The organism is Pseudomonas sp. B14-6 (assembly GCF_013260315.1).
In the GTDB taxonomy this organism is placed as follows: Bacteria; Pseudomonadota; Gammaproteobacteria; order Pseudomonadales; family Pseudomonadaceae; genus Aquipseudomonas; species Aquipseudomonas mandelii.
On record NZ_CP053929.1, the window covers coordinates 1,941,631 to 1,966,656 of the forward strand.

The window sequence follows — 25,026 nt, forward strand, 5'->3', positions numbered from 1 at the left end:
GGCCCTCAGACCGGGTCGAGCAGCTCGTGATGGGGTTTGCCGTCTATGCGGTAGATCACGCGGTTGCGGCCGGTGGTCTTGGCTTGGTAGAGCGCCTGGTCGGCATCATTGAGCCACAACGTGGCGTCGGTGTGTGACGGGTCGAATGCCGCCAGGCCAATGCTCAAGCTGACTTTCAGCGCCGGGTTCTGCTCGTAGCCCAGGGTCGCGAAGCGATCACGCAAGGCGTCCATGGCAGCCGCTGCGCTGTCGAGGGGCAAATCCGGGAGGAGCACGCAGAATTCGTCGCCACCATAGCGCCCCGCCACATCGGTCGCCCGCAAGTTCTGCTTGAGCATTTTGCTCAGTTGCCGCAGCACGATGTCCCCGGCGACGTGGCCGTAGGTGTCATTGATGGTCTTGAAATGGTCGATGTCGATCAACGCAATCGCCCCGCCCTGCTGCTGGCGTTGGCAACGCTGGAATTCAACTTCCAGCTGGTCTTTCCAGGCGCCATGGTTCAGCAGGCCGGTGAGGCTGTCGGTACGGCTCAGGGCCAGCAATTCGCGTTTTTGGCGGCCCAGGGTGGTGGCCTGTTGAAAACAGATCCAGCCCAGCGCCAGCGGATACAGGCTCAGCAAGGGCAGACAGGCGTAGAGCTGCAACGGGCTGGTTTGCGCAACAAAGGCCGGTGTGAACACCAGCAGGCCGACACCCACCCCGAGAATCTGCACAACCGTGCCCACCAGCAGGAACCGCAAACCGCCGATCGCCACGTTGTTCATGGCCATCATGGACAGCGTCGCCGCGCTCGGCAGTGGATTGAACTGCATGGCAGCGACCCAGAATCCACCGAGAAAGGCGTCGACGAGAATGTTGCGATGTTCGGCGTGAAACGGCACCTTCGCCCGACGCGCCCATTGATAGGCAACATGCGGCCAGAGCACGCCATTGACCACCATCAGCCCCCAGACCCATGGCGCCGGCTTGAGTGGATACATCGCCGCGCCTACGCACAACAGGCCCAAGGCCAGGCCCAGGGTTCGCGATGTATAGAGCCTTCTGGCCAGTGAAAGCCCTTTTCCTCCCGTTTTTCCCATAAGGGCCTCTGCGTCACACAACGGAACCCGACAAAACACGGGGTGCGGGTGTGGTGGGAGTCTATCAGGGCAACGTTAAATAGCCATCACCGGCGGGCAGCCTGAATCCTGCGCAGTCTTTGTCGGCCATGTTTGGGCTATACATGAAGGAAGAGTTGGATAAACAACGATAAAGGAGACCCATGCAGACTTTTCAGGTGTTGATCATCGGCAGCGGTTTTGGCGGTCAGTGCGCGGCGATCAATCTGCTCAAGGCAGGCATCGACGATTTTCGCCTGCTGGAACGACGGGACTTTTTTGGTGGAACCTGGTGCCAGAACACCTACCCCGGCGCGGCCGTCGATGTGCCCTCGCCGCTCTATTCGCTGTCCTTCGCCCCTTACCGCTGGACGCAAATGTTCGCCGGTCAGGCTGAACTGCATCACTACACCCAGTACGTGGTGGAGCACTTCGGCCTGCGGGACAAGGTCGAACTGCAAGCCAATGTCGAGCGCATCGAATGGGACGCCGACGGCCAGCGCTGGGCGGTGCACACCGGCGCCAAAGGCACGTTTTACGCGCAGTTCCTGATCAACGCGACGGGGCCGCTGAGTCAACCGGTGGTGCCTCATTTCGAAGGCCAGGAACGCTTCCAGGGCAAGACGTTTCACACCAACAACTGGGATCACACCTTCGATTACCGGCACAAACGTGTCGCCATCGTCGGCAGCGGCGCCAGTGCGGCCCAGGTCATTCCGACCATTGCCCCAGACGTCGAGCGCTTGCATGTGTTCCAGCGTACGCCGCACTGGGTGTTGCCCCGCGCCGACCGTACCTTCGGGCCTTTCCAGCGTTGGCTGCTGGGCCTCAAACCGGCATACAAACTGCTGCGCTGGATGCTCTACTGGCAGTTCGAAACCCGGGTGATTGCCTTCAAATACTCGAAACCGGCGATCCGCATGGTCCAGCAACACGCCCTGCGCTTCCTCAAGCGCCAGGTGCCTGACCCCGAATTGCGTCGCAAACTGACACCGGACTTCACCATCGGCTGCAAGCGAGTGATCGTCTCAAGCACCCTCTACCCGGCACTCGGGCGCAGCAACGTGACGCTGCACAGCCGCGAACAAGGCATCGCGTCCATCGACGAAACCGGCATCGTCACCCAGGACGGTCAGCACATCGACCTGGACCTGATCGTCTGGTCCACCGGGTACGACGCCACCGACGGGGTGATTTCCTACCCGGTCACCGGTAAAAACGGCACCCGGCTCAAAGACGTCTGGGCCCAGTACCCGCGGGCTTATCTGGGCACCAGCCTGCCGGACTTTCCCAACTTGTTTATCGTCACCGGGCCCAATACCGGCATCGGCCACACCTCGGCGCTGTTCATCATCGAGTCACAGATGAATTACATCCTCGATTGCATCCGCACGCTGAAAGAAAAGGGTTTGCGCAGCATCGAAGTACGCCCCGAGGCAGAACGTACCTACACTGAGATGATCCACCGTGAAATGGAGCGCACCGTCTGGAAGTCCGGGGGCTGCCACAGTTGGTATCAAAGCAAGAGCGGTCATGTGATCGCCATGTTCCCGGGGTTCAGTTTCAGCTATCACCGGTTGACCCGGGCACTGAAACCCGCCGACCACATTTTGTCCTGAACACGTAAAAGGAAGATGCCTGATGCTTGTGTTGGTTGTCCTTATCGCGGTTTTTGTGGCCTGGAGCTGGCTAAGTTACCCGGCCATCGGCTATTGGCTCTATGACCTGAATATGGCCCTGGAAGCCAAGCTGTATCGGCTGCACAAAATCGTCGTACCCATCACGGAAATGACCGTCTCGACCTGGCAAGGCGGGCCCTATGAAGCGTCCAGCAGTGTGCTGATGCTGCACGGCTACAGCGCCGACAAGAACATCTGGCTGCGCTTCGCCCGGCATTTTGTCGGCAACTATCGGGTGATCATCCCGGACATCGCCGGTCACGGCGAAACCGGCTTCAAGGCCGGTGGCGGCTATGACATCCCGCTGCAGGCCAAGCGGATGATTCAGCTGCTGGACGTTTGCGGAGTCGAAAAGGTCCATGTGATCGGCAATTCGATGGGCGGCTACATCGCCGCGTGGCTGGCGGCGACGTACCCGGACCGGATTGCCTCCGTCGCCCTGATCGACCCGGCTGGCGTCACCGCCCCGAGGCCAGCGACCTGGAGCGACATCTGGCCAAGGGGCACAACCCGTTTCTGATCAACTCGCGGGAAGAATTCCAGCGCTTCTACGCCATGACCATGGCCGAGCCACCGTGGGTGCCGGGCGTGGTGCTGGACGCCATCGCCCAGCGTTATGAACAGAGTCGTGATGAGCTGGAAGAAATCTTCAACGACTTCCGCGCCAGCCCGCCGATGGAGCCCAAACTCCCAGACATCAAGTGCCCGGCGCTGCTGCTGTGGGGGCGCAAGGACCGTCTGATCGATGTCAGCAGCGTGGCGGTCTGGAGTAAAGGCATTGCTGATTTGCGCGTGGACATCTGGGACCACATTGGCCATATGCCGATGGTCGAACAACCGGCCAATACGGCACGGTTGTATCGGGAGTTCCTCGGATCGCTGCGTTCGGAGAGCCGTTCGCACCTATAGTCGCCAATCAATCCTGCAGGACCGCCGTCCGCTCGCTCCTACAGGGTTTGTGGGCAGCCAATAGTGCGAAGCAGTCCTTGGCAGAATGAAGTCCGTAAGATTCTTCGTTTGTCGGCGTTGCAGAAGGCTGCGATCTTTTCCCCCATCCTTCACGTCACCGCGCCAGGAATTTTTTTCATGAGCCACCCAAGCTTCGTCAGCCCTGACCTGATCCGCCAACGCTTCTCCAAAGCGATGTCCGACATGTACCGCGAAGAAGTGCCGCTGTACGGCGCGCTGATGAAGCTCGTGGAGCAGACCAACCGTCACGTGCTCGACAGCGATCCGCAGGTGGCCCGCCAGCTGAACAGCACCGGCGAAATCGAGCGGCTGGACCTGGAGCGTCACGGCGCAATCCGCGTCGGCACCGCTGGCGAACTGGCCACCCTCGCCCGATTGTTCGCGGTCATGGGCATGCAACCCGTGGGCTATTACGACCTGACCCCGGCCGGCGTGCCGGTGCACTCCACCGCGTTCCGCGCCGTGCATGAAACCGCCCTGCAAGTCAGCCCGTTCCGGGTATTCACCTCACTGCTGCGCCTGGAACTGATCGAAGACCTGGAGCTGCGAGCCTTCGCTCAATCGGTGCTGGATAAACGCCAGATCTTCACCCCGACAGCCCTTGCCCTGATCGACCGCGCCGAAACCGCAGGCGGTCTGAACGAACAAGAGGCGCAGGACTTCGTCGAACAGGCGCTTGAAACCTTCCGCTGGCACCACAGCGCCACGGTCACCGCCGAGCAGTACCAGAAACTCAGCGCACAGCATCGCCTGATTGCCGATGTGGTCGCGTTCAAAGGCCCGCACATCAATCACCTGACGCCGCGCACCTTGGACATCGACATCGTCCAGGCGCAAATGCCCGCCCACGGCATCACGCCCAAAGCCGTGATCGAAGGCCCGCCCCGCCGTCAGTGCCCGATCCTGCTGCGCCAGACCAGTTTCAAGGCGCTCGACGAACCGATTGCCTTTACCGATCAAGCCGGGACACGCGGCAGCCACAGCGCACGCTTCGGTGAAATCGAACAGCGTGGCGCGGCGCTCACCCCAAAAGGCCGGGCACTTTACGACCGCCTGCTCAACGCAGCCCGTGATGAGTTGCAGGACTTCCCCAACGAGGCCAATGCCGCACGCTACAACGCGCTGATGACGCAGCACTTTGCAGAATTCCCTGACACGTATGAAGGCATGCGCCAACAGGAACTGGCGTACTTTCGTTATTTCGTCACGGAAAAAGGCCTGGAGGCGGATGAGCTGAAATCGTTGTCGCTAGACGATTTGCTCAGCGGCGGGTACTTGCGGGTCGAACCGTTGGTGTATGAAGATTTTCTGCCGGTCAGTGCGGCGGGGATTTTCCAGTCGAACCTGGGGGATGCGGCGCAGGTGAATTATGGCGTGCATTCGAACCAGCAGGCCTTTGAACAGGCGCTGGGGCGGCCGACCATTGATGAATTGGGCTTGTATGCCGAGACGCAGCGGCGTTCGATCGAACAATGTTTTGAGACCTCGAGATTGTCGCGTCTGATTTGACTCAACGAACTGCCAGCCGATTGCAATGTGTGGCGAGGGAGCTTGCTCCCGCTTGAGTGCGCAGCACTCACAAAATCTCCGTTATACGTAGAATTTTTGGGGCCGCTTCGCAGCCCAGCGCGAGCAAGCTCGCTCGCCACATAGAATCTTCAATCCGCTGAGATTCCGTGTTTAGCGGAGTTTTGCCAACAGCGCCTCAGCGGCAGCCTCGGACGACGCCGGGTTTTGCCCAGTGATCAGCAGGCCATCGGTGAGCACATAACTTGCCCAATCCGCGCCCTTGGAATACTCACCGCCCTTCTCTTTCAGCATGTCCTCCACCAGAAACGGCACGACCTTCGTCAGTTGCACCGCCTCTTCCTCAGTGTTGGTGAACCCCGTCACCCGCTTGCCTTTGACCAACGGCTGGCCATCCGCACCCTTGACGTGACGCAGCACACCCGGTGCGTGGCAAACGGCCGCGACCGGTTTATCCGCCTTGATAAACGCTTCGATCAGCGCGATCGAGTTCTTGTCTTCGGTCAGGTCCCACAACGGCCCATGACCGCCCGGATAGAAAACCGCATCGTAATCTTGAACCCTCGCGGTGCTCAGCAGCGCGGTAGACGCCAATGCGGACTGGGCTGCGGAGTCTTTGCGAAAGCGATCAGTGGCAGCGGTTTGGGCGTCCGGCTCGTCGCTTTTCGGGTCCAGCGGCGGCTGGCCACCCTTGGGCGAAACCAGGGTCAGCTGTGCACCGGCATCCTTGAAGGCGAAGTACGGCGCGGCGAATTCTTCCAGCCAGAAGCCGGTTTTCTTACCCGTGTTGCCCAATTGATCGTGGGACGTTAAAACCATCAGGATTTTCATGTCGTTCTCACTCCACTTCCAGGTTGTTTGGACGCTCGACGGCGCTGTTTTTATGGACCACTCAGCCCATTGATTCGTTGCACCGAGTTCCAGACACCTTCACGTGATGGCGCAAAGCCTTGCTGTGCAAGAAGTTGCGCACTGCTCGCACCAAACACGCTTGCAGGATCGCTGATCGCCCGGCCTGCCAGGCTCTCCGGCCAAGTGCGCAAGTTCTTGCGCAGTGCTGCGCAAGAACTTGCGCACATTCATGCGGCGCTCCTTGCAAAAACCTTCCCGGCACTTTAAAAAAATCCTCAACACCTTGATTTATATAGCCTTAACCGTTTCTGGCACGGACCTTGATAACAGTCAGGCACCCACCGGGCGATACCGCCTCCCGGGCACCCTCACTATATTCAGCAAGGAGCACATCCATGGCTACTCCAGCGTACATGTCCGTCACTGGCGAAAAACAAGGTCTGATCACCGCCGGCGCATTCACCGCCGACTCGGTTGGCAACACTTATCAAGAAGGTCACGAAGACCAGGTCATGGTTCAGGCTTTCAGCCACGACGTGATCATCCCGCGTGACCCACAGTCCGGCCAGCCAACCGGTCAGCGCGTTCACAAGCCAGTCGTGATCACCAAGGTCTACGACAAGGCTTCGCCACTGCTGCAAGCTGCTCTGACCTCCGGCGAGCGCATGAGCGAAATCGTTATCCAGTGGTACCGCACTTCGGCTCAAGGTACCCAAGAGCACTATTACACCACCAAACTGGAAGACGCGATCATCGTCGCCATCAACAACAAAATGCACAACTGCCAGGATCCGTCGAACTCGCACTTCACTCACCTGGAAGAAGTGCAATTCACCTACCGCAAAATCACCTGGACCCACGAAGTATCCGGTACTTCGGGTTCCGATGACTGGCGTCTGCCGGTCGCCTAAGTCAGGCTGACCGTCACAAGCATCGGCCAGCTCTGCTGGTCGATGTTGTTTCCGCCCTTCCAGAATTTCGCGTCCGTTGACCCGGTTTCCGGGTGTCAGCGCATGCCGCAGCACTGCACGAGGAACAAGGGATGTTCGCGCCGGCCAATCAAACTCACTTTGCCCTGACCATCGAAGGTCTTTCCAGCGACTTCCAGGTCTTTTCCCTGCAAGGTCGGGAAGCCATCAGCCAGCCTTTTGTGTTTGAGGTGGAGCTGGTCAGTGAACAGCCGTCCCTGGACCTCGAGACCCTGCTGCACAAACCGGCCTTTTTGCAGCTCTCGCCTGACGGCAGCGGCATCCATGGCCTGATCTATCGCGCCGCCCAGGGTGATTCCGGCAAACGCCTGACCCGCTACGCGGTGACCCTGCGCCCGCAACTGTCCTACCTTGCGCACCGCATCAACCAACGCATCTTCCAGAACCTCAGCGTGCCGAAAATCATCGGCATGGTCCTTGAAGAGCACGGCATCCAAAGCAACGCCTATGAATTCAAGGTCGGGGCGATCTATCCCGAGCGCATTTATTGCGTTCAGTACGATGAATCGGACCTGCAGTTCATCCAGCGCCTGTGCGAGGAAGAAGGTATCCACTACCACTTCCAGCACAGCGCCACAGCCCACAAACTGGTGTTCGGCGATGACCAGACGGTGTTCCCGAAACTCGCACCCGTGGCCTACCAGCAAGACTCCGGCATGGTCGCCAACAACCCGGTGATCAAGCGCTTCGATCTGCGCCTGGAAACCCGCACCAGCCGCACCACCCGCCGCGACTACGACTTTGAAAAGCCGCGCCTGACCCTCGAAAGCGAAAACCGCGGCGACGCCCTGCCCGACCTCGAAGACTACGACTACCCCGGCCGTTTCATCGACCGCGAGCGCGGCAAACACCTGGCCAAGCGCAACCTGGAACGCCACCGCAGCGACTTCCAGCTGGCCGAAGGCAAAAGCGATCAGCCGTTGCTGGTCAGCGGCCATTTCCTGGCTCTGACCCAACACCCGAAAGCCAAATGGAACGACCTTTGGCTGCTGACCGAAGTCCTGCACGAAGGCAAACAGCCGCAAGTGCTGGAAGAGTCGGTGACCAGCGACACCACCCGCCTCAAGGGCGATTTCCACCAGGGTTATCGCAACCGCTTCCAGGCCACCCCGTGGGACGTGCCGAACCGTCCGCCGCTAACGCAAAAGAAACCGCGCATCCTCGGCAGCCAGAGCGCCGTGGTCACCGGGCCCAAGGGTGAAGAGATCCACTGCGACCAGTACGGCCGAGTCAAAGTGCAATTCCACTGGGACCGCGAAGGCCAGGCCGACGACAAGACCAGCTGCTGGCTGCGCGTATCCTCCGCCTGGGCCGGCGCCCACTACGGCGGCATTGCCATCCCGCGGATCGGCATGGAAGTGCTCGTCACCTTCCTCGAAGGCGACCCCGACCAACCGCTGATCAGCGGCTGCCTGTACCACAAGGAAAACGTCGTCCCCTACCCGCTGCCGGCGAACAAAACCCGCAGCACCTTCAAAACCTTGAGTTCCAAGGGTGGTGGCGGCTTCAACGAACTGCGCATCGAAGACAAAAAAGGCCAGGAACAAATCTTCCTGCACGCCCAGCGCGACTGGGACGAAAACGTCGAACATGACCAGAAAATCCGCGTCGGCAACGAACGCCACGACACAGTCGAGCAAAACAGCTACAGCGAATTCAAGGCCGAAGAACACCACACCGTCTACGCCGACCGCAAAGTCGAAGCCCGGGCGAACGACCACCTGACCGTGGGCGTGAACCAGCACATCAAGATTGGTACCGGGCAATTCATCGACGCGGGCCAGGAGATTCACCTGAGCAGCGGCATGAAAGTCGTGTTGGAAGCGGGCAGTGAGTTGACGCTGATCGGGGGTGGCAGCTTTATCAAGATCGATGCTGGCGGCGTGACCATGAGCGGGCCGGTGATCAACATGAACTCCGGGGGTGGGCCGGGTAGCGGGACGGGGGCGGCGCCGTTGTTGCCGGGGGTGTTGAAGCAGGCGGATGCGGATAAGGCTGGGCAATTGTTGGTGCCGGCACAGCGGCAAGCGTTGATGCAGAAGAAGCCGATCTGCGCGATCTGCGAGAAGGCCAAACTGGAGGCGCAAAATGCTTAAGTCCGATTGGCCCCTGGAAAATGGGCTGCCTCAAGGATTGCCGTGGAATGGCGCGGTCGGTTTGCTGCTGGATGGCGTCAGCGTCGAAAAACTGCCCCAGCACCTTTATCAATGGTCGGACGATCCGGTGTTCGAGCCCCTCTATCTCGGCACCCAATGGGCTGCATTGGGCGACGTTTCGCCGTGCCTGGTTCAGATAAAAGCGCAGAACAATCCCATCCTCGCGAAATTTCTGGCTGAGCCCCGCCAGGAATGGGGCTACCTGGTGTTCAGCGATCAACCCTGGGCACAAATGGTCGAGCACTTCCGCTGGCTGACCAGCGTCATGCACCCTCAGGGTGAAGAAGTCCTGCTGCGCGTCGCCGACCCTGCCGTAACCCACGCATTGCTCAGCCACGCCGAGAGCATCAAGGACCCTACCCTGTTCGGCCCTTGCTCGCAGATCGTCGCCGCCGACGCGGCGCTGGGCTGCTGGCACATCAACCAGCGACCGGGCAAAGCCTCCCAGCCCAACCACAGCAAACGCTACCGCTTGAGCGACGAGCAACTCAGCCAACTGGACGAAGTGAATTTCCGAAGCATCGTCCTGCGCCTCGACCAACACATGCACGAATACTTTCCGACCTATCAGGCACAATCGACGCCGTTGCAGCGCTGGGAACATCTGCACGCAATGGCATCGACCTCGTATGATCGCGGCTTCAACACCGAACTCGACATCACACTTTATGCCAACATTCACGGGTTTCTCGGTGAGCGAGCGCTGGAGGAACATCCCGACCTGGATGCAATACTCAAGACCCCATCGGAACAAACGCCCGCACAGCGACTCGAACGGGTCGCTGATATTGCCCAGGAACGGGCTGAAACCCCGCTGAGGAGCCAAGGATGACAACGCCAACATTGACCGGCAAAAGCCCGAACAACGTTGCAAAAAGCCGGGACGACGGCAAGTGTGCCATGGGCGGCTGCTCGCTGATGAAGGCTAAAATCCAGCTCATCCCACTGCGTTACGGTCTAGTCGAACGACTAGACCCATCCAGCGCACTGGCGATGCCGTACAAAACCACTTCTCGCCCACTAGGCATTCGCTTGATGCGCGACGGCTGGCTCTACGTCATCGTCGACAAAAAACCTCAAGCCGTCATGCACGAATACCGAATCCAGAACGGCATCGTGACCCAACTGCTGTGGGAAAAGGGCGAAATCACCGCCAACAAACGCGAAAGCAACGTGGGCGAAGCCGTGCTGGTCTTCCCGCGTTTGAGCAAGCTCTACGTCAACTACTCCGAAGTGCAATGGACCGCCGCCAAATGCGCGCAGGTCATCAAGCACAAGTCCGAGCGTGAATACTTCATGCAGGCAGTGGACCTGACCAAGGCTGATCCGGAGAAAGGCGCGGCTAATCTGTTGACGCCAAGTCAGGCTGAAAAGTGGATTGCGGAAGTTGCAGAGCAGCCGAGTAAGGAGCCGGCGGTTACGGGTGCCAAGCCTGAGGAGAGCAAAGACTATCTGTGGGAGCAAACACCTCACTTCAAAAAAACTCAGTTGGGTGCGCTCAAAAAGCAAGTAAAGGCAGAAAATGAGCGTGACCATCTTTACTTGGTGGTACAGGATGACTTGGGCGTGTTGCGCGATCTCGCTGAGCATCAGGATTTGGTCACTGGCTGGATCAGTGACTGGAGTGACGCTGAGGCCAATCAAAAGAAGTATGTGTTTGGCTGTTATATCGAGTCGCTATATAGGGTAACCGGCGATACGATACTTAAAGCCGCTCAAGGCGATCCGCGCTTTGCCGAACTCAAGGACGAAACCACCGAAGAACAGCGACAGTCCATCGTCGATTACGTCAATATCAAAAACCAAACTCATTATTCAGGTGCGGGTACACAGCGTGGTGCTGTCGCAGCTTCAAAGTTGCGTATGCGCACAAGTCTTGGCACTTTGTACACCAAGTATGAAGACTTGATCGATTCTATTGACGACAATGCAGATGATGCGCTAGATGGTGCAAAAATGGGGCAAGACGGCATCAATGACCTAATTGATCGCCCCGCTATGGAAGCTTTCCTGAAACAGCAACGAACTCAACTCAGCCGCTGGAACAGGCGATTGGACTTGATCACAGATGACCGAGTCAAATTAGCAAGCGAAAAACGCTTCCATCGCTCCGCCTGGTATTTCGACTCTAAGCTGTCTAATCAAATAGAAACATCTTTAGCCACTGAATATGCATGCTTGAAAGATATTTGCCGAACAGACAAGGCGACTGATGCGATCGCAGAGCTGATCGAAAAACAACCCGGCTTTACAGTACCTACATTCTTCACCCTGAGCCTTACAGATCAAAAAGATTTTTACGCGAAGATGAGCTCGATTGTAAAAACCGTACGCGATATCCCTCTTTCCACTGGTGACTACAAGGGAATAAAGGATCTTAGTGTCGAGTTCAAAAAACTATTGAATCAAGACCTTCCCGCAGCAATGAACCTCAGCGAAGACGGCATAACTTTCGACCAAACAAGAAGCACTGCATACGAACCAGCCAAACAACTTCGATTAGCGAACGCTCTTGAAGAGGCCATGCAAAGCGTGCGCAGTGGCCAGCCCATTGATCCAGCGAAAGTTCTACGCCACATTCCCGGTGCAGCGTGGATTGACGTACTAAGAACTTTCGGCAAACAAGGGATGACCTTGGAGTTCGCGTCGGCGGAACAAGCTCGATCGTATAAAGCGGATTCAGAAAAAGCCGGCGAGATTCGTAAAAAAATGGCTTCGCTAAAAAACGAAATCAAGCAGATGCTGGCGAATGAACGTAAGGGTAAAGCACCTAAAGGCAGTCATCGTGCATTGATTGCACAACGCAAATCCATTCAACAGATGCTCCCTCCCCTGGAAGCAAGCATTGCTTCCGCTATGAGGCTGGTAGGTGAAGGGCCCAGCAAAATCGGATTAAAGATTAAGGGCCTGACCAGCGCACAAGAAGTCGAGTTCCACCGTATGGCAGAAGACTATCGATTAAACCGCCCGGACAAAGTGAAAGGTCTTGGAAAAGATATATTCAAATCGGCAGGTGGAGATATTTTCGCGTCAGCGGTCATGGTAGTTCAAATCATGAGCTTTCTAACTGTTCAGTCGGAGTTCTCTCGTAAAAAAGATGTTGATTTTTCTGACAAACTAGCAGTAACCAACTCATTTTTCTCAATGCTAGGCGGGATATTTGCTGCCGCTCAAGGGATATCGATAACAACCTTAACAGCAGCGCAACGCAATTACTCAAGCGCGGCCGGAAAAATCAAATTGGCGGCGCGTTTTGGCAGACTCACAGGTGGACTGGGATTAGCCGCGTATGGGTTTGGAGCGTCGGCCGCAGCGATTAGCTTGTATGGAGAGAAAGGTTCAGTAGTCAAATGGACAGAAGCGTTAAGATCAGGTGACGGGGGCAAACTGGCTGGTGCTTCTATGACTCTTGTTGGAGATTCTGGACAACTTGCTGTTAATGGTTGGGCAACGGTTCGTACGGGCCAATATATGTACGAGGCCGCGTCTAAAGTCAGCGAAGCGAGAGCAGTTGCGTGGGCAACAGCAGGTGGCAGAGTCCTCAGCGTGGCGGCACGTGCAAATTTGATCGGACTTGGACTCACAATTTTGCAGCTCGGCGGTGAGTGGATCTACAACCATTACAACAAATCAGAATTGGACAAATGGTTACAGCAAGGTGCATGGGGTAAAAAAAGTCTGCAACGCCCACTGGAAGTGGATCGCCTGCAATTGGCAGACATTACTGCGGCACCTCAAGTAGGCTTAAAAAATATTAATGGCCAACCAATGGCTGTGATTAGTATTCCGGGTATCACGACTAGTGAGTTAGACCACGTAAGTTTCGAACTAGAGGCATACTGGCTAAACAACTCACCCCATTACAAATGGGAACCGTGGACCGAGCCAATGGTATATCAACTAAATCTTCTCAGCACTCCCGACGAACCACTTAAAATAGGTCTTGAGATTTTTCAACACGAAGCTAATGCGATGCACGGGTTAGCTATTAAACTGCGCTATCATCCTCTCGCTGGAAATAGCGCAATCCGTGAGAAATTCTTTCAGACAATGACGCTTAACGCAGGGAAAGAAAAAACGATTCCTTCTATTCCCGCCTTACGCGTCCGCAATGCCAGTGCGCCATCATTGGTCGTGACTACTGATCTTCTCAACGTGCCTGGCCCCACCCAACGCCCCGGTAAAATTTGATGCCTTTACAGAACCAATTACCTCGTGACGATATGCTTGGACTGAGCAAAAAAAGACCTGTATCCGGTGAAACACGTAGTTTTGTAACTGGAGAGGCTGTTTTCCTTTCTCCACTTCCCGTACCTACGGGTAGCACTCCAATGGATCTGGGCGGTAGCTTCATCGAGGTCAATGAGACCTATCTCGATGTAGGTAGCAGCAACTTTGGCAAGGCATTTCAGGCAAGAGCGATGATCGGCCTTTGTATGGGCTTTGTAATTGCATGTCTATTAGTTTTACCGACGATCATGGGATTTTCGACCTTCAACAACCCTTTTGGCCGTGATTTTTCCTGGTACTTCAGCGAGTTCTTTGAGTCGGGTTTATATATTTCAGGATGGGGAGGAACAGCGTTCGCGGCCCTTGGTCTGTACGTCGTCATAAGCACGACACGAAAAAAATCTCAAACCCGTCCTATACGCTTCAACAGGCAACGCCGTGAGGTCTGTTTTTTCGCGGACGGGTCTGATGAGCCTGTGATTCAGCCATGGGAAGGGATGGTGTCCTGGCTCTCGGTCAGCACTGGAGTCACCGGTGTAGGCGTCATTAGTACTTATACATTCGGCATGGCTTTCGACGATCTAAAAGCCGATACGGTGCATTTTGTAAACCAAGGTGTAATGACCCCAACTCATGGTTTGAGTAAGTGGGAAGCGATCCGCCTCTACATGGAGAAGGGACCGCAGTACTGCCCGAATAAAGCACCTTACGAGGGTCGCCATACTTTCGATCAAGAACGTGCAAATATGCACGAGGAGTACCAACACAACGAGCGTTCCGCTCTGAGCATTGGCTGGTGGTATTTTTCTCATGCAATCACTTTGTGGCGCTTTCCGTACTGGGTAGCTGAATGGGATCATCGTTTCAGCATGAAATCTCTACCTGCATCCATTGCCGAGTGGTCCAAATCTTTGCCCTCTGAAAAATGGGCCAAACCCAGCGCCGCTCTAAAAGAACAAAGCATGAAGATCGAAAAAGCCTTTGCGCAAGGGCAAGACTTCATGACGTACTTTAAGGCCAACCTAAAGGAAGCCAAGGCAGAAGAATCAAAAAATTATTAAATGGAGTTGATTAGCCGTGTCCACGCATGAATACAGTCGACTACCCCACCGGAGAATTTGGATTCAGGTCCGGCGTAAAGTAAACGTCGACGACGGCCACTGGCTTAAGAGTATGACCTGCAAGACCGCCTGAACACGGAACACGGAACACGGAACACGGAAAAATAGCGGAAAAATAGGGGACAGATTTATTTTCTACGCAATCACGAAAATAAATCTGTCCCCTTTTGGTTCAACTTAAACTGCGATTGAGTGTTCAGCCTGACATTGCGAATGTCCCCCTGAAAGCTACGGACGAATACCTTTATTACCCCGTATCTTTAAGTTTTCTTGGGGCTGGAAAAAATAGCGTCGTTAATGGCGAGCCATCCGTCCGAGCCAGTCGAACACCATTACAGTGGGTCGACGTGAAACCGGAGCATCTACATGCTTGAAAACAAATATGATCGGCTGCCTCACGCAGGTGATGTCGAGAGAGAACCGGGAACTGAGATAGTCTATTTATCACCAAAACCGGTACCGACCGGAGTGCTACCTTTCAGTGCGCGCCAACTGCACCGCTATGCCAATGAAGTTTTCTTAGACTTTGCCATCTCCCGAGGAAGTTTTGAGTTTATGGCCCGAGCAGGAATTGGGGCGGTGATGTTCCTGTTAATTTTTCTTTTTTTTACAACGGGGTTTGCGTCTTGGATAAGAAGAGATGTAGAGCCGTTTTGGAGTAGTTGGCTTGATTTCTTTACAAGCATTGCGGTTTGGGGTTTTGTGGGAGCACTTGCAACTCTTTACCTTTGCGTATTTTTCTTTGCAATTCGCCAAGCCAGCAATCAACCTCCCATACGCTTCAATCGCCAGCGTCGGGAAATTGTTTATGTTCCCAAGAAGGGAATGACCCCTCGTTATGTGCCGTGGGAAGAGGTTATCGCGAGCGTTTCAGTTAGCAAGCTGATCACTCAATATGCTGTAATCCCCGAGTTCAAACTAATGATCGGACTTCGCGACAAAAATGGCGATGTGCTTTGGGTCAGTGTTCCAAGTGGAAATTTGAACCAAGCCATAGCTGAGTGGGAGGCCATACGTGTCTATATGGAGGAAGGGCCTCAAGCGTTACCCATGAAGCAATCAGATGAATTCGAAGCAGGATCAGTCGCGTATTTCCATATGTGTAGACAAGGATACCGTTCTCATCATTCATTCCTACGGTATATCTGGGGATTTTTGATTATTCAGTTTTTCAGTGGCTGGACGATACCTTGTTACATCGCAGCCTGGATCAATAACCGCCCCAAAGCCGCCTTCCCTAAAGAAATCCTGGAATGGTCAAGACCTCTCCCCCTCGAGCAACACGCTATGCCAAGCGAAGCGTTGCTCAAGGAGAGCGCCGAAATCCGGAAGGCCTTCACCAAAGGTCAGAATCTGTTGGATTACTTCAAGGTGAAATTTGCCGAACCGAACCAAGAGACTGAGGCCACCACCTGATGAGCCGTTTTGTTGAAGCATAATTACGATCGACTACCTCATGCCGGACATGCATTTTATGGTTATCCGGCTTGACACCTACTTCTCCACAGTACGACAAGTTCGATATTCGACAGCAGCGCCCCATCGCTGGTGAATATCGACGCTTTACTACTGGCGATGCGGTGTTTTTCTCGCCACTACCCGTTCCGACCGGACAAATCCCAATGGATCTCGGCGGAAGTTTTGTTGAAGTCAACGACACCTATCTGGACTTGGGTAGCAGCAATCTCACCAAGTCTTTCCAAGCACGATTAGCTGTGTCACTCCCAACAGTCGTAGTTATCGTTTGTCTATTTGTTCTCCCAACATTGATGGGCTTCGCAGCATTCATAAACCCATTCGGCAGAAGCTTCTGGTTTTACTTCAACGATTTTTTTGAGTTCGGAATATCACTAGCGCTCTGGTGTGGAGGGGGAGCAGCGCTGATTGGCCTGTACGCGATTATCAGCACCACAAGGAACAAAGCCCGCGCCAGACCCATCCGATTTAACCGTCAACGCCGAGAGGTCTGTTTCTTCCCGAATGGCTCCGACGAAGCCGTGATCCAGCCTTGGGAAGACACGGTTGCGTGGATCTCAGTCAGCACCGGATTCACTGGAGTAGGCGTAATCAGTAGCTACACCTTTGGCATGGCCATAGATAATCCCAAGGCCGATACGGTGCACTTTCTCACACAGGAGGTCATGACTCCTGTTCATGGACTAGGCAAATGGGAAGCCATACGTGCCTACATGGAAAAAGGACCGGATTTCTGCCCTGGTAAAGCACCCTACGAGGGTCGCCACACCTTCGATAAGGAACGACAAGACATGCACGAGGAATACCAGCACAACGAACGTTCCGCATTAGGAGTTGGTTGGTGGTACCTGACACACCTGATCACTTGGTGGCGCTTTCCTTACTGGGTAGCAGAATGGGACCATCGTTTCAGCATGAAATCTCTACCTGAATCCATTGCTCAGTGGTCCAAACCGTTACCCTCTGAACAATGGGCCAAACCAAGCGCCGCTCTGAAAGAGCAAAGCATGAAGATCGAAAAAGCCTTTGCTCAAGGACATGATTTCATGGCGTACTTTAACACCAACCTAAACGAAACCAAGGCAGAAGAATCAACAAATAATTGAATGGAACTGAACAAACTTTATGGTTTTCTGCATGACACCTACCTCTCCGCAGTACGACGAGTTCGATATACAAAAGCAGCGACCTATAAAGGAAAAGGGGGACGGATTTATCTTCTATGTAACCACGAAAATAAATCTGTCCCGAGATCCGTCCCATTTGATTTCAATACATCTGACAGTCACGTCGGAGATTTCCTGCAAGCTACGGCGTATATTCGAACTTGCGCTCAGCTTCCCATGCCGATAACCTTCGACAGTCGCTGCATATTAGTGACCGGTTTTGACAGACCGAACGTTATCAAGGCATGCAAGTGCCGTCATGTGAACAGTTGGCACTTTTTTATGCCCGCCGTTCCGTATTATGGCGGCTGTGCGTGGGGCACCTTCGGGTGCGCCGGGTTCCTTGATCCTCGGTCTGTCAACCCGCGCACAGCTGCCACCCTTCTTGTTTGACAGCGAGTAGTGGTAGCTCCATTTGATCAAGGAGATTCACCATGAAAAAGATCACCCCAAATCCCCCTGGACTCTCGGATTCCGCTGCCCCTTTAGACCCGCTAGAACTCAGCAAAGCAACCCAACGCGCCGTCAGCGCCCGCCTCCGTGACCCAAAAAGCCCTGACCCCGTCAGCCACGTCTTCACCATCCTCCCCAACATCGACCCCGAAACCCTGCTAAGTCACGCCTGCGAAACCCTCGCTTCACTCAACGTCCTCACTACTGACCTGGCCTGTGAACTCGAAGGTTCACACCGCAGCCTCGCGCTGTCGATTCAGCAATTGGCCGTCCTGGGCGAGTTGCTGGTAAACCGAGCGCTGGACAATCTTGATCCACCCGGCGATGCGTCCGACGTTGCGTCGGGCACTGAGTCTTGAGAGAAGGAGAATCAGACATGGCTCGATACATGCCAATCACCGGCATCGACTGCATGATCCCTTCCCTGCTGATTGATGCTGAGGCTCCCCTCGACGTATTACATGACACGGCGGCACATCGAATCCGCAGCGTGACCCAACTGCTGGAAACAATGGCACTGAACGAATCGCTCACCGGCGACGCCACGCTATTGCGGGACTTCGCTCAGGTAATTGCAACTCAACTACGCGACGGCTGCGATTTGCTGGATGTCATCGGTCGACGATTACAGGCACGAACTTAAACAAACAAAAAAAGGGCGATCTTAAGATCGCCCGTTTTTTATACATTCACCGCCAACAAACTCTCCCCAGCCTCATACTTAACAACCACCCGATTCCTATAAAGCCGTTCATTCTCCAATACCTCACTCCCCTGCCCCTTACTCTTAACCTCCCGCCAAATCTCATTCTCCCGAAACACCCTACCCCCTCGCGCAAAAACCGATGCCCAACCTGGTAAACGTGATACCGAAACTCCCGCACCCGATCACACAACAATTCCCCTTCCAACTGCTGCTCGCCAACCTTCAACTTCAACTGAAAATGCCGATCCGTCGGGTTATGCAGCACCAGATCAACATAGTTATAAAAAATCGCCGCACCTGAACCGAACGGTAACACCCGCCCTTCATCAGGAAACGGATCGAAGCTGTGGTTCGAGCGTTCAACCACCACCAGCGGCGAGTGAATGGCCATCCAGTGGATGAGGTTGCTCAGTTGGCAGACTCCGCCACCGATGCCGCTGCGTGCTTCACCAAATGACAGTTCCATGCCTTCGACGTAACCGCGTTTTCGGGTCGGTCGGCCGACCAGGCGGCAGAAGGAAAAGTATTCGCCTAGTGCGATGACTATGCCGTTTATTGATGACACGGCCAGTTTGAGGTTGATGACTTTGTTGTGTTGCAGCGCAATATCGGAGTTGCCGAGTTTACGAATCAGCTTGGAGGTGTGTTTGAGGTAGCGAAAGGGCAAGCTGGATTCGGCGTTGATCGAAACGGCGTAATGCCGGCTGGAGAAGCGCCAGGCTATTTGCCTGAACAGTCTTTTTTGCCACACGCGCAGCCAGTAGAGGGCCGGGTGATAAAGGGAGAGTGGTTTCATCCGTGTCAGAACGGCAGAGGCCGTTTTCATCCTTGATCTGAATGCCGCGCATCGTGACGTATTGCTGCAGGTGCGTATCGCCCCTCAAGAAGGTGTTCGCCCAGTGTAATGGCCTCGGCAATCCATGCACTGGTAAAGAGCCTTGCCACTGGGCGAACGGGAAGTATTTTAATGGAAGTTGGCGAAGTTGTCCGCATACATAATCATGAAATTTATCGATACAACATTAATTAAATGTCATCTTAAATATTATTTGTACGACAACAAAAACTCACCAGTTCGACCATTAAAACTGATTGTTCTTATACAAAAAAACTGTACGAGAACAATCAATATATAGAGCTAATACTCAACTTCAGTGTTTACTGGTCACTGTGAGGATATCGGTGTAGGTCACGACGACACTCTGTCCAACTTTCAGGTCTTTCAATTTTGCTTGAACTTCGGGTCGTACAACGTCGATGGTCTTGGACTGGCCAGCAGGATTTTCAAAGGTCAGCTGGTTTTTCTTCAAGTCGATTTTGGTGATTTTCAGCTGAACCTGCACCTGGCGGTAGGCTTCGCCGCCCGGGTTGTCGCTGCCGGGGGCGGCACGGACTTCGCCTGTGCGCTCGACAGTGCCTGGCAAGCCTTTGTCGACATCGGTGTCGAGGTGGGCGGCGACGGAACTGGTGACCTTGATGTCGACTTGATCGCCGACTTTCAGATTACCGAGGTTTTTCGCCTTATCGGTCAGCTGTACATGGACCTGACGACCTTCCGGCCCTTCCAGGACAACCCGGTGATTAGCCGCGTCGACCGAGACGACTTTGGTGGTGACTTGATCCGCTTCCACAACGGCAGACAGCGGAATATCCGCAGCCATGGCGCCAAGGCTGGTGGCAGACAGCAAGGTAGCGAGGGTGATGGCTTTCGTCAGTGCGTGGAGTTTCATAAGCATACTTTCCCTGTGATTGGGTGGCAGCAGACGGCTCTGGCCCGAGGGTCAGCGCCGACTGTGCAACTCAGCATAGACGCAGTTCAGGGATTTTTTGCAGTTTCTTGCGCGGTGGATTCACCGCTTTGCGTGCCCTTGCCGCTTTCCTTGCGCCGGGTCGGATCGGTGGGGCGCAGGGCATCGTTGTCGCGTTCGACTTCGCCGGGTGGTCGCGGTTCGTCAGGGTGTTCGGCGGTGTCGGGGGATTGGGGTTTCATGGTGGTTCTCCTCAGGCTTCGGGATCATCGACTTCTTGTGCAACGTTCACCGCGGGCGAGTCTTTGTGGGATTGCTCGGCCTTGGCCTTCAAGGTCTGCCACTGTTCCAGGTCAATGGCGCCCTGCCCCAGCAAGTCGTCGGCCACCCGCAGCAGTTCGCTGTAGTGGGCGTCGGGGGATTGCTGCCAGTAGGCCTTGTCTTCGAACAGGCGCTGCCAGGCATCGAGGTCAGGTGGCTTGAGGTCTTCGCTCATGACGGGCTCCATTGAATGGGCTTGTTAACTTAGGAGGCCGTCGCCGAACCGAGAGTTCCGACTCAATACCCGGTCATTTCCAGATAACCCGTGCCACCTTTGAATTGCACGGGGCCTTCCCAGTAAGGAATGCGCAAATCCATCCAGGCGTTGGGATTGAGGGCGGTGATGGAGATGTCGAGGTGTTTGGCCGGGATTTTGATCGCCCAGCGCACCGGCATTTCACGCCCGGCGACTTTGGCGGTGTCTTGCGGTGTGAGGCTGATGTCGGAGGCGTGCAATGACTGAGCCTGGCCTTGAGCATCGATCCACGTGCCTGTGAGGTAAGGCGCGCCGTCCTTTTGCCGCATGCGATAAAGCATGACCTGTTCGCCGCTGCCCAGGTGCAGCGAAAACCAGTCCCATCCTGTCTGGTTCGCAGTCAGTGGCTGACTGCTCCACTCGCGATCGAGCCAGGCCGGACCGCTGACCTGATACGTCTTGCCGTCGATTTCCAGCGCGCCGCTGGCCTGGAAAAACGGTTGGCTGTAGTAATACGACGCCTGCCCTTGTTCGGATTTCTGACTGAAACCCTTGTCCCCCTGAAGCACCAGCGGGCGGGTGGACGTTAGCCGCAGTTGGTAGCTGAAGCCCTTGTCCCGCGCGCTGAGTTGCAGGTCCGCCAAGGCGTCGGCCCCCTGGCTGCTGAAGCGCCAATCGTCGATCCAGGCATTGAACGGTGCGAGACTCACCCCCGCCTGTCCAACGCCACCACGGGCGTAACGTTCGGCCGCGTGATGGGCCGTTGCCGACGTCACGGCTGCGTGCCCCAGCCAAATGGTCTGATTGCCCCAACCCGACTGCTCCGGGACAGCTTTCAACGCGCTGCGAAACAACGTCCATTGCACGCCAAACTCGCGACCTTGGTCGTCTTTGAGGTTGGCGGTGACGTACCACCATTCGATGCGAAAGCCATCGTGAGGACCGTGATCTGCCGGGAAGCTGAATTCTCGCCCGGGCACTACCGGTGTGAATACGGAGGCGTCACCACCCAGACCTGCGAAGCCTTTCTCGTCAGGCGCGGGGTTGTCGCAGCCGCTCAACAAAACCAATAGCAACACGCCGACCTTAATCCTCATGCGCGAACGTCCTCAGCAGGTCTGCCGGTTGTGTGCGGTACAGCGAATACAGCGGCCACGCCGACGCCAGTAACGTTGCGAGCAACGCCAGCCCCATCAATTGCAGCAGCTGCAACGGAAACACCCGCAACGGCAATCGCCAGCCAAACGCTTGCACGTTGATCACCGTGTCCAGGCACCACGCCAACGCGATCCCCAACGGCAATGCCAGCACCAGCGTCAGCACCGCCAGCAGCCAGGTTTGTCCGAGGTTGAGCAGCATCAATTGCTGGCGCGTCACGCCCAGCGCCCACAGCGGCGCGAGTTGGCCGAGGCGGCTCTGGCTTTGGGTCAGCAGGCTGATGAACAACGCCACACCGGCGACGGCCAGGGTCAGGCTGTTGAGCGCGGCGGTGGCGGCGAAGGTGCGTTCGAACACTTGCGTGGACCAGCCCTTGAGGCGCGCCTGATCGACGATACGGCTGTCGTCCAGGGTAAAACGGCTTTGCAGCGTTTTGAGGAATGGCGCAATCAACGCGGGCTCGATGCGCAGGTTGAAACGATTGGGCGTGAGCTGCGGCCACCCGCGCAGCAAATGGTTGGCGTTCACCAGAAGGTGCCCCTTGGGATTGCCGTAGTCGGCGTAAATCCCGACGATCCGAGGTGACCAGGGGCCGCCCGGTGTGGGGATGGTCAAATGATCGCCGAGCCGCACCTTCAACCGGCGGGCCAGTTGTTCGCTGAGCATCAGCGCATCGTCCTTGGCCAAGCGGTCCCAGGGATTGTCGCCCAAGGCTTCCAGCAGCGGCCAATGCTGGCGATAGGTCGGGTGATCGATCACGCCGAAGATATCCGCCGGCCAGCCTTGCAGCTGGATCGATACCTGCCAGTTGGGCAGCACGGCAGTCAATGAAGGTTGCTGTTTGAGCCAGCTGTGCAGCTCTCGGGACTGGGCCGGGTTTTGCGGATTGACGTAAAGCTCGGCGGTCAGGCGTTGTTCGAGCCAGTCGTTGAAGGTCTGGCGAAAACCGGCGGTCATGCTGCCGGCACCGATGTTCGCCGCCAGCGCCAACAGCAGCGCCATCAGCGCTAGGCTAAGCGCCGGCAGTTGCTGACGGCAGTCGGCGAGAAACCATTGGCCGAGCACCGAATGACTGCGGCTCAGTGCCAGGTTCAAGACCAGATTCAGCACCACCGGCAAGGCCAGTGCGGCCCCGATCAGCAGAGCTGCCATCAGCACAAAACCACTGGCCAGGCTGTCCCCCCGGAACAAGGCGATAAGCGCGATGACAGCGGCCAGTGCCGCGACCCAACCCTGACGCCGTAACCAGCGCGCGTGAGCCTGATGCCAGGCTTGCGGATCGGCCAGGGCCAGCAACGGCAGGCGCGCCGCCCGCAGCAGACTGTTGGCCCCGGCCAGCAGCGCACCCAGCAGGCTCAAGCCCACCCCGCTGAACCACCACCACGGACTGAGGCTCAACTGCCCCGCCACTTCGGCGCCGTACAAACCGCGCAGGCTGGCGGCCACGTCCGGCAACAATACGCTGGCCAGCAGGTAGCCGCTGGCGACGCCGGCAATACCGCCGATCATCGCCAGTGCTCCGAGTTCAACCACCAGACAGGTGATCAACATTCGGGCGCTGACCCCACAGGCGCGCAGGGTTCTGAGCAAGCCTCGACGTTGCTCCAGCGCCAGCCCGATCGCGGCGTGAACGATGAACAGGCCGACCACGAAGGACAGAAAACCCAAGGCATCGAGGTTCAAGTGAAAGCTTTCCGTCAGCCGCGAGAGATTGTTTTCTTCACCGCTGGTTTTGAGCTGCAACTGGCCTTTGTATTGATCGGGCAGTGCGGCGCTGAAATCCTTGGGCAACAACAGGCGCGACAGTTGCTCCGGCAGGCCGAGAACCTGCTGGGCGAAGCCGATGTCCACCAGCAACATGCCGGGGGCCATATCGGTTTGGACGTGCAGCGGTGGCAGAATCTCGCCATTAGAGTTCACTGGCCGTTCACCTTCGTGCAGGCCCAACGCCTGCAAGGTCTGCGGCGAGATCCAGGTGCGGCCCGGCGGGGTGAAAAATTCGACAATCTGCTCGATCGCCAGCGACCGCCCTGCCACCGCCGAGCCGGCCGGCAGCGACACCGGTTCGATGCCCATCAGCTGCAGACGTTGTTCCTCATGGCCCTTGAGCGTCACCCGCCCTTGCAGCGCGGGCGAGACCGGCCAGCCCGCGCGACGCAGGTCGACAAACACTTGCTGGGAAAAGGTCGCGCCACTGGGCGCACTGAGGCTGGCCTGCGGTTCACCGCCGATCAACTGACTGGCTCGCGCATAACTTTCACGTGCCTGGCTGTTCAGCGCCTCTACACCGGTCAGCAGGCTGGTGGCGAGCCAGAGCCCGGTCAGCACACTGAAAAATTGCACCGGGTGCTGCCACCAATGGCTGAGCAACGCCCGCAGCGTTTCGCGAAAGACGCGCACCTCAGTGTTCGCCCGCGCCAGCCAGACGGCCGCGATGCAGCACCACTTTCTCCGCCAGCCGTGCGGCAACGCGATGACTATGCGTGACCATCAACAAGGTGGTCGGACTGTCGTCGAGCAATTCCAGCAACAACTTCAACACTTCATCGCTGGTGGCTTCATCGAGGCTGCCGGTGGGCTCGTCGGCCAGCAACAATTTGGGCTTCGACGCCAGGGCGCGGCCCAAAGCGACTCGCTGCTGTTGCCCACCGGAGAGCTGCTCCGGGTAACGCCGCAGCAAATCACTCAAGCCCAGCCGCTGCACCAGGTGCGCCTGCCAGCGCGGATCGTGCCGCCCGGCCAGGCGCGCCTGAAAAGCCAGATTGTCCTCGACCCGCAGGCTGCCGATCAGGTTGAACTGCTGGAACACCAAGCCGATTTCAGTCCGTCGCCAGTTCGCCAGTTGCCCTTCGTTCATCTGGTCCAGCCGATGCTCGCCGCTTTGAATGCTGCCGCGATCGACCTTGTCGAGGCCGGCGATCAAGTGCAGCAAGGTGCTCTTGCCACTGCCCGACTCACCCATCAGCGCCAGGCTGCTGCCGGGTTTCAATGTCAGGTCGACACCTTGCAACACCGGCAAAGGACCTTGCGGAGTGGCGTAGCTTTTGAAGACGCCTTGGACCTGAAGCATGAAGGGAGGCTCGCTGAAGTCAGAGCGCCTAGGATAGCCGAGAGTACATCCGAAAACTTCTCTCTGATCTGGCTGACGCCATCGCGAGCAGGCTCACTCCCACAGGGGACTT

General features: G+C 56.5%; 19 protein-coding genes and 2 pseudogenes. 12 read left to right on the top strand and 9 right to left on the bottom strand.

All coding sequences use genetic code 11. The features are described from left to right. Positions 1 to 5 precede the first annotated feature (5 nt). A complete protein-coding gene (locus HP062_RS08810; protein ID WP_172791277.1) occupies positions 6 to 1,079 on the bottom strand; it encodes a diguanylate cyclase in 1,074 nt (357 codons plus the stop codon). A gap of 182 nt (positions 1,080 to 1,261) precedes the next feature. On the opposite strand from HP062_RS08810, the gene HP062_RS08815 reads away from it, so the two are divergent. The 3 genes and pseudogenes from HP062_RS08815 to HP062_RS08825 all read left to right on the top strand — a co-directional run bounded on the left by HP062_RS08815 (position 1,262) and on the right by HP062_RS08825 (position 5,254). Then, positions 1,262 to 2,716: an NAD(P)/FAD-dependent oxidoreductase gene (locus HP062_RS08815; protein ID WP_172791278.1), complete on the top strand. Its 1,455-nt coding sequence runs from the start codon at positions 1,262 to 1,264 to the stop codon at positions 2,714 to 2,716. A 22-nt stretch (positions 2,717 to 2,738) separates the two neighbouring features. Then, positions 2,739 to 3,685 (top strand): annotated as a pseudogene (locus HP062_RS08820) (alpha/beta fold hydrolase). Positions 3,686 to 3,862: 177 nt separating this feature from the next. Next, positions 3,863 to 5,254, top strand: coding sequence for a VOC family protein (locus HP062_RS08825; protein ID WP_145308224.1), 1,392 nt, complete (start codon positions 3,863 to 3,865; stop codon positions 5,252 to 5,254). Between the two features lie 171 nt (positions 5,255 to 5,425). Here the strand turns inward: HP062_RS08825 and HP062_RS08830 are convergent, their stop codons facing one another. Further along, positions 5,426 to 6,103: a type 1 glutamine amidotransferase domain-containing protein gene (locus tag HP062_RS08830; RefSeq protein ID WP_010455574.1), complete on the bottom strand. Its 678-nt coding sequence runs from the start codon at positions 6,101 to 6,103 to the stop codon at positions 5,426 to 5,428. Positions 6,104 to 6,519: 416 nt separating this feature from the next. Here HP062_RS08830 and HP062_RS08835 point away from each other — a divergent pair, with 416 nt between their 5' ends. The 9 genes from HP062_RS08835 (at position 6,520) to HP062_RS08875 (ending at position 18,358) form a co-directional block, all read left to right on the top strand. Further along, the gene (locus HP062_RS08835; RefSeq protein WP_033058787.1) at positions 6,520 to 7,035 is read left to right on the top strand and encodes an Hcp family type VI secretion system effector; all 516 of its coding nucleotides are present in this window, start codon (positions 6,520 to 6,522) and stop codon (positions 7,033 to 7,035) included. Between the two features lie 131 nt (positions 7,036 to 7,166). Next, entirely contained in the window at positions 7,167 to 9,209 is a 2,043-nt protein-coding gene (gene tssI, locus HP062_RS08840; RefSeq protein WP_172791279.1) for a type VI secretion system tip protein VgrG, read from the top strand. Further along, positions 9,202 to 10,101, top strand: coding sequence for a DUF4123 domain-containing protein (locus HP062_RS08845; RefSeq protein ID WP_172791280.1), 900 nt, complete (start codon positions 9,202 to 9,204; stop codon positions 10,099 to 10,101). The genes tssI and HP062_RS08845 overlap by 8 nt, the downstream gene beginning before the upstream one ends. Next, on the top strand, positions 10,098 to 13,460 hold the full coding sequence (locus tag HP062_RS08850) for a toxin VasX (protein WP_172791281.1): 3,363 nt from the start codon (positions 10,098 to 10,100) through the stop codon (positions 13,458 to 13,460). The genes HP062_RS08845 and HP062_RS08850 overlap by 4 nt, the downstream gene beginning before the upstream one ends. Then, a complete protein-coding gene (locus tag HP062_RS08855) occupies positions 13,460 to 14,560 on the top strand; it encodes a DUF6708 domain-containing protein (RefSeq protein WP_372242815.1) in 1,101 nt (366 codons plus the stop codon). The genes HP062_RS08850 and HP062_RS08855 overlap by 1 nt, the downstream gene beginning before the upstream one ends. Before the next feature lie 426 nt (positions 14,561 to 14,986). Further along, positions 14,987 to 16,036, top strand: a complete 1,050-nt coding sequence (locus HP062_RS31020) for a DUF6708 domain-containing protein (protein ID WP_245006759.1) — start codon at positions 14,987 to 14,989, stop codon at positions 16,034 to 16,036. Positions 16,037 to 16,107: 71 nt separating this feature from the next. Continuing rightward, positions 16,108 to 17,202 (top strand): DUF6708 domain-containing protein, encoded by a 1,095-nt coding sequence (locus HP062_RS08865; protein ID WP_372242816.1) that lies wholly within the window; start codon positions 16,108 to 16,110, stop codon positions 17,200 to 17,202. Positions 17,203 to 17,696: 494 nt separating this feature from the next. Continuing rightward, the gene (locus HP062_RS08870) at positions 17,697 to 18,074 is read left to right on the top strand and encodes a DUF6124 family protein (protein WP_172791282.1); all 378 of its coding nucleotides are present in this window, start codon (positions 17,697 to 17,699) and stop codon (positions 18,072 to 18,074) included. A gap of 17 nt (positions 18,075 to 18,091) precedes the next feature. Further along, entirely contained in the window at positions 18,092 to 18,358 is a 267-nt protein-coding gene (locus HP062_RS08875; RefSeq protein ID WP_010455597.1) for a hypothetical protein, read from the top strand. A 38-nt stretch (positions 18,359 to 18,396) separates the two neighbouring features. Here HP062_RS08875 and HP062_RS08880 read toward each other — a convergent pair. The 7 genes and pseudogenes from HP062_RS08880 to HP062_RS08910 form a co-directional block, all read right to left on the bottom strand. Then, a pseudogene (locus HP062_RS08880) lies at positions 18,397 to 19,217 on the bottom strand (VanW family protein). Positions 19,218 to 19,572: 355 nt separating this feature from the next. Continuing rightward, a complete protein-coding gene (locus HP062_RS08885) occupies positions 19,573 to 20,151 on the bottom strand; it encodes a hypothetical protein (protein ID WP_010455601.1) in 579 nt (192 codons plus the stop codon). An 86-nt stretch (positions 20,152 to 20,237) separates the two neighbouring features. Then, on the bottom strand, positions 20,238 to 20,411 hold the full coding sequence (locus tag HP062_RS08890) for a hypothetical protein (protein ID WP_010455603.1): 174 nt from the start codon (positions 20,409 to 20,411) through the stop codon (positions 20,238 to 20,240). 11 nt (positions 20,412 to 20,422) lie between these two features. Continuing rightward, positions 20,423 to 20,665, bottom strand: a complete 243-nt coding sequence (locus HP062_RS08895) for a hypothetical protein (RefSeq protein WP_145308208.1) — start codon at positions 20,663 to 20,665, stop codon at positions 20,423 to 20,425. 62 nt (positions 20,666 to 20,727) lie between these two features. Beyond that, positions 20,728 to 21,783, bottom strand: a complete 1,056-nt coding sequence (locus tag HP062_RS08900) for a lipocalin-like domain-containing protein (RefSeq protein ID WP_172791283.1) — start codon at positions 21,781 to 21,783, stop codon at positions 20,728 to 20,730. After that, entirely contained in the window at positions 21,773 to 24,244 is a 2,472-nt protein-coding gene (locus HP062_RS08905; RefSeq protein ID WP_172791284.1) for an FtsX-like permease family protein, read from the bottom strand. The genes HP062_RS08900 and HP062_RS08905 overlap by 11 nt, the downstream gene beginning before the upstream one ends. Before the next feature lies 1 nt (position 24,245). Next, entirely contained in the window at positions 24,246 to 24,914 is a 669-nt protein-coding gene (locus tag HP062_RS08910; RefSeq protein WP_077749058.1) for an ABC transporter ATP-binding protein, read from the bottom strand. Positions 24,915 to 25,026: the final 112 nt, after the last annotated feature.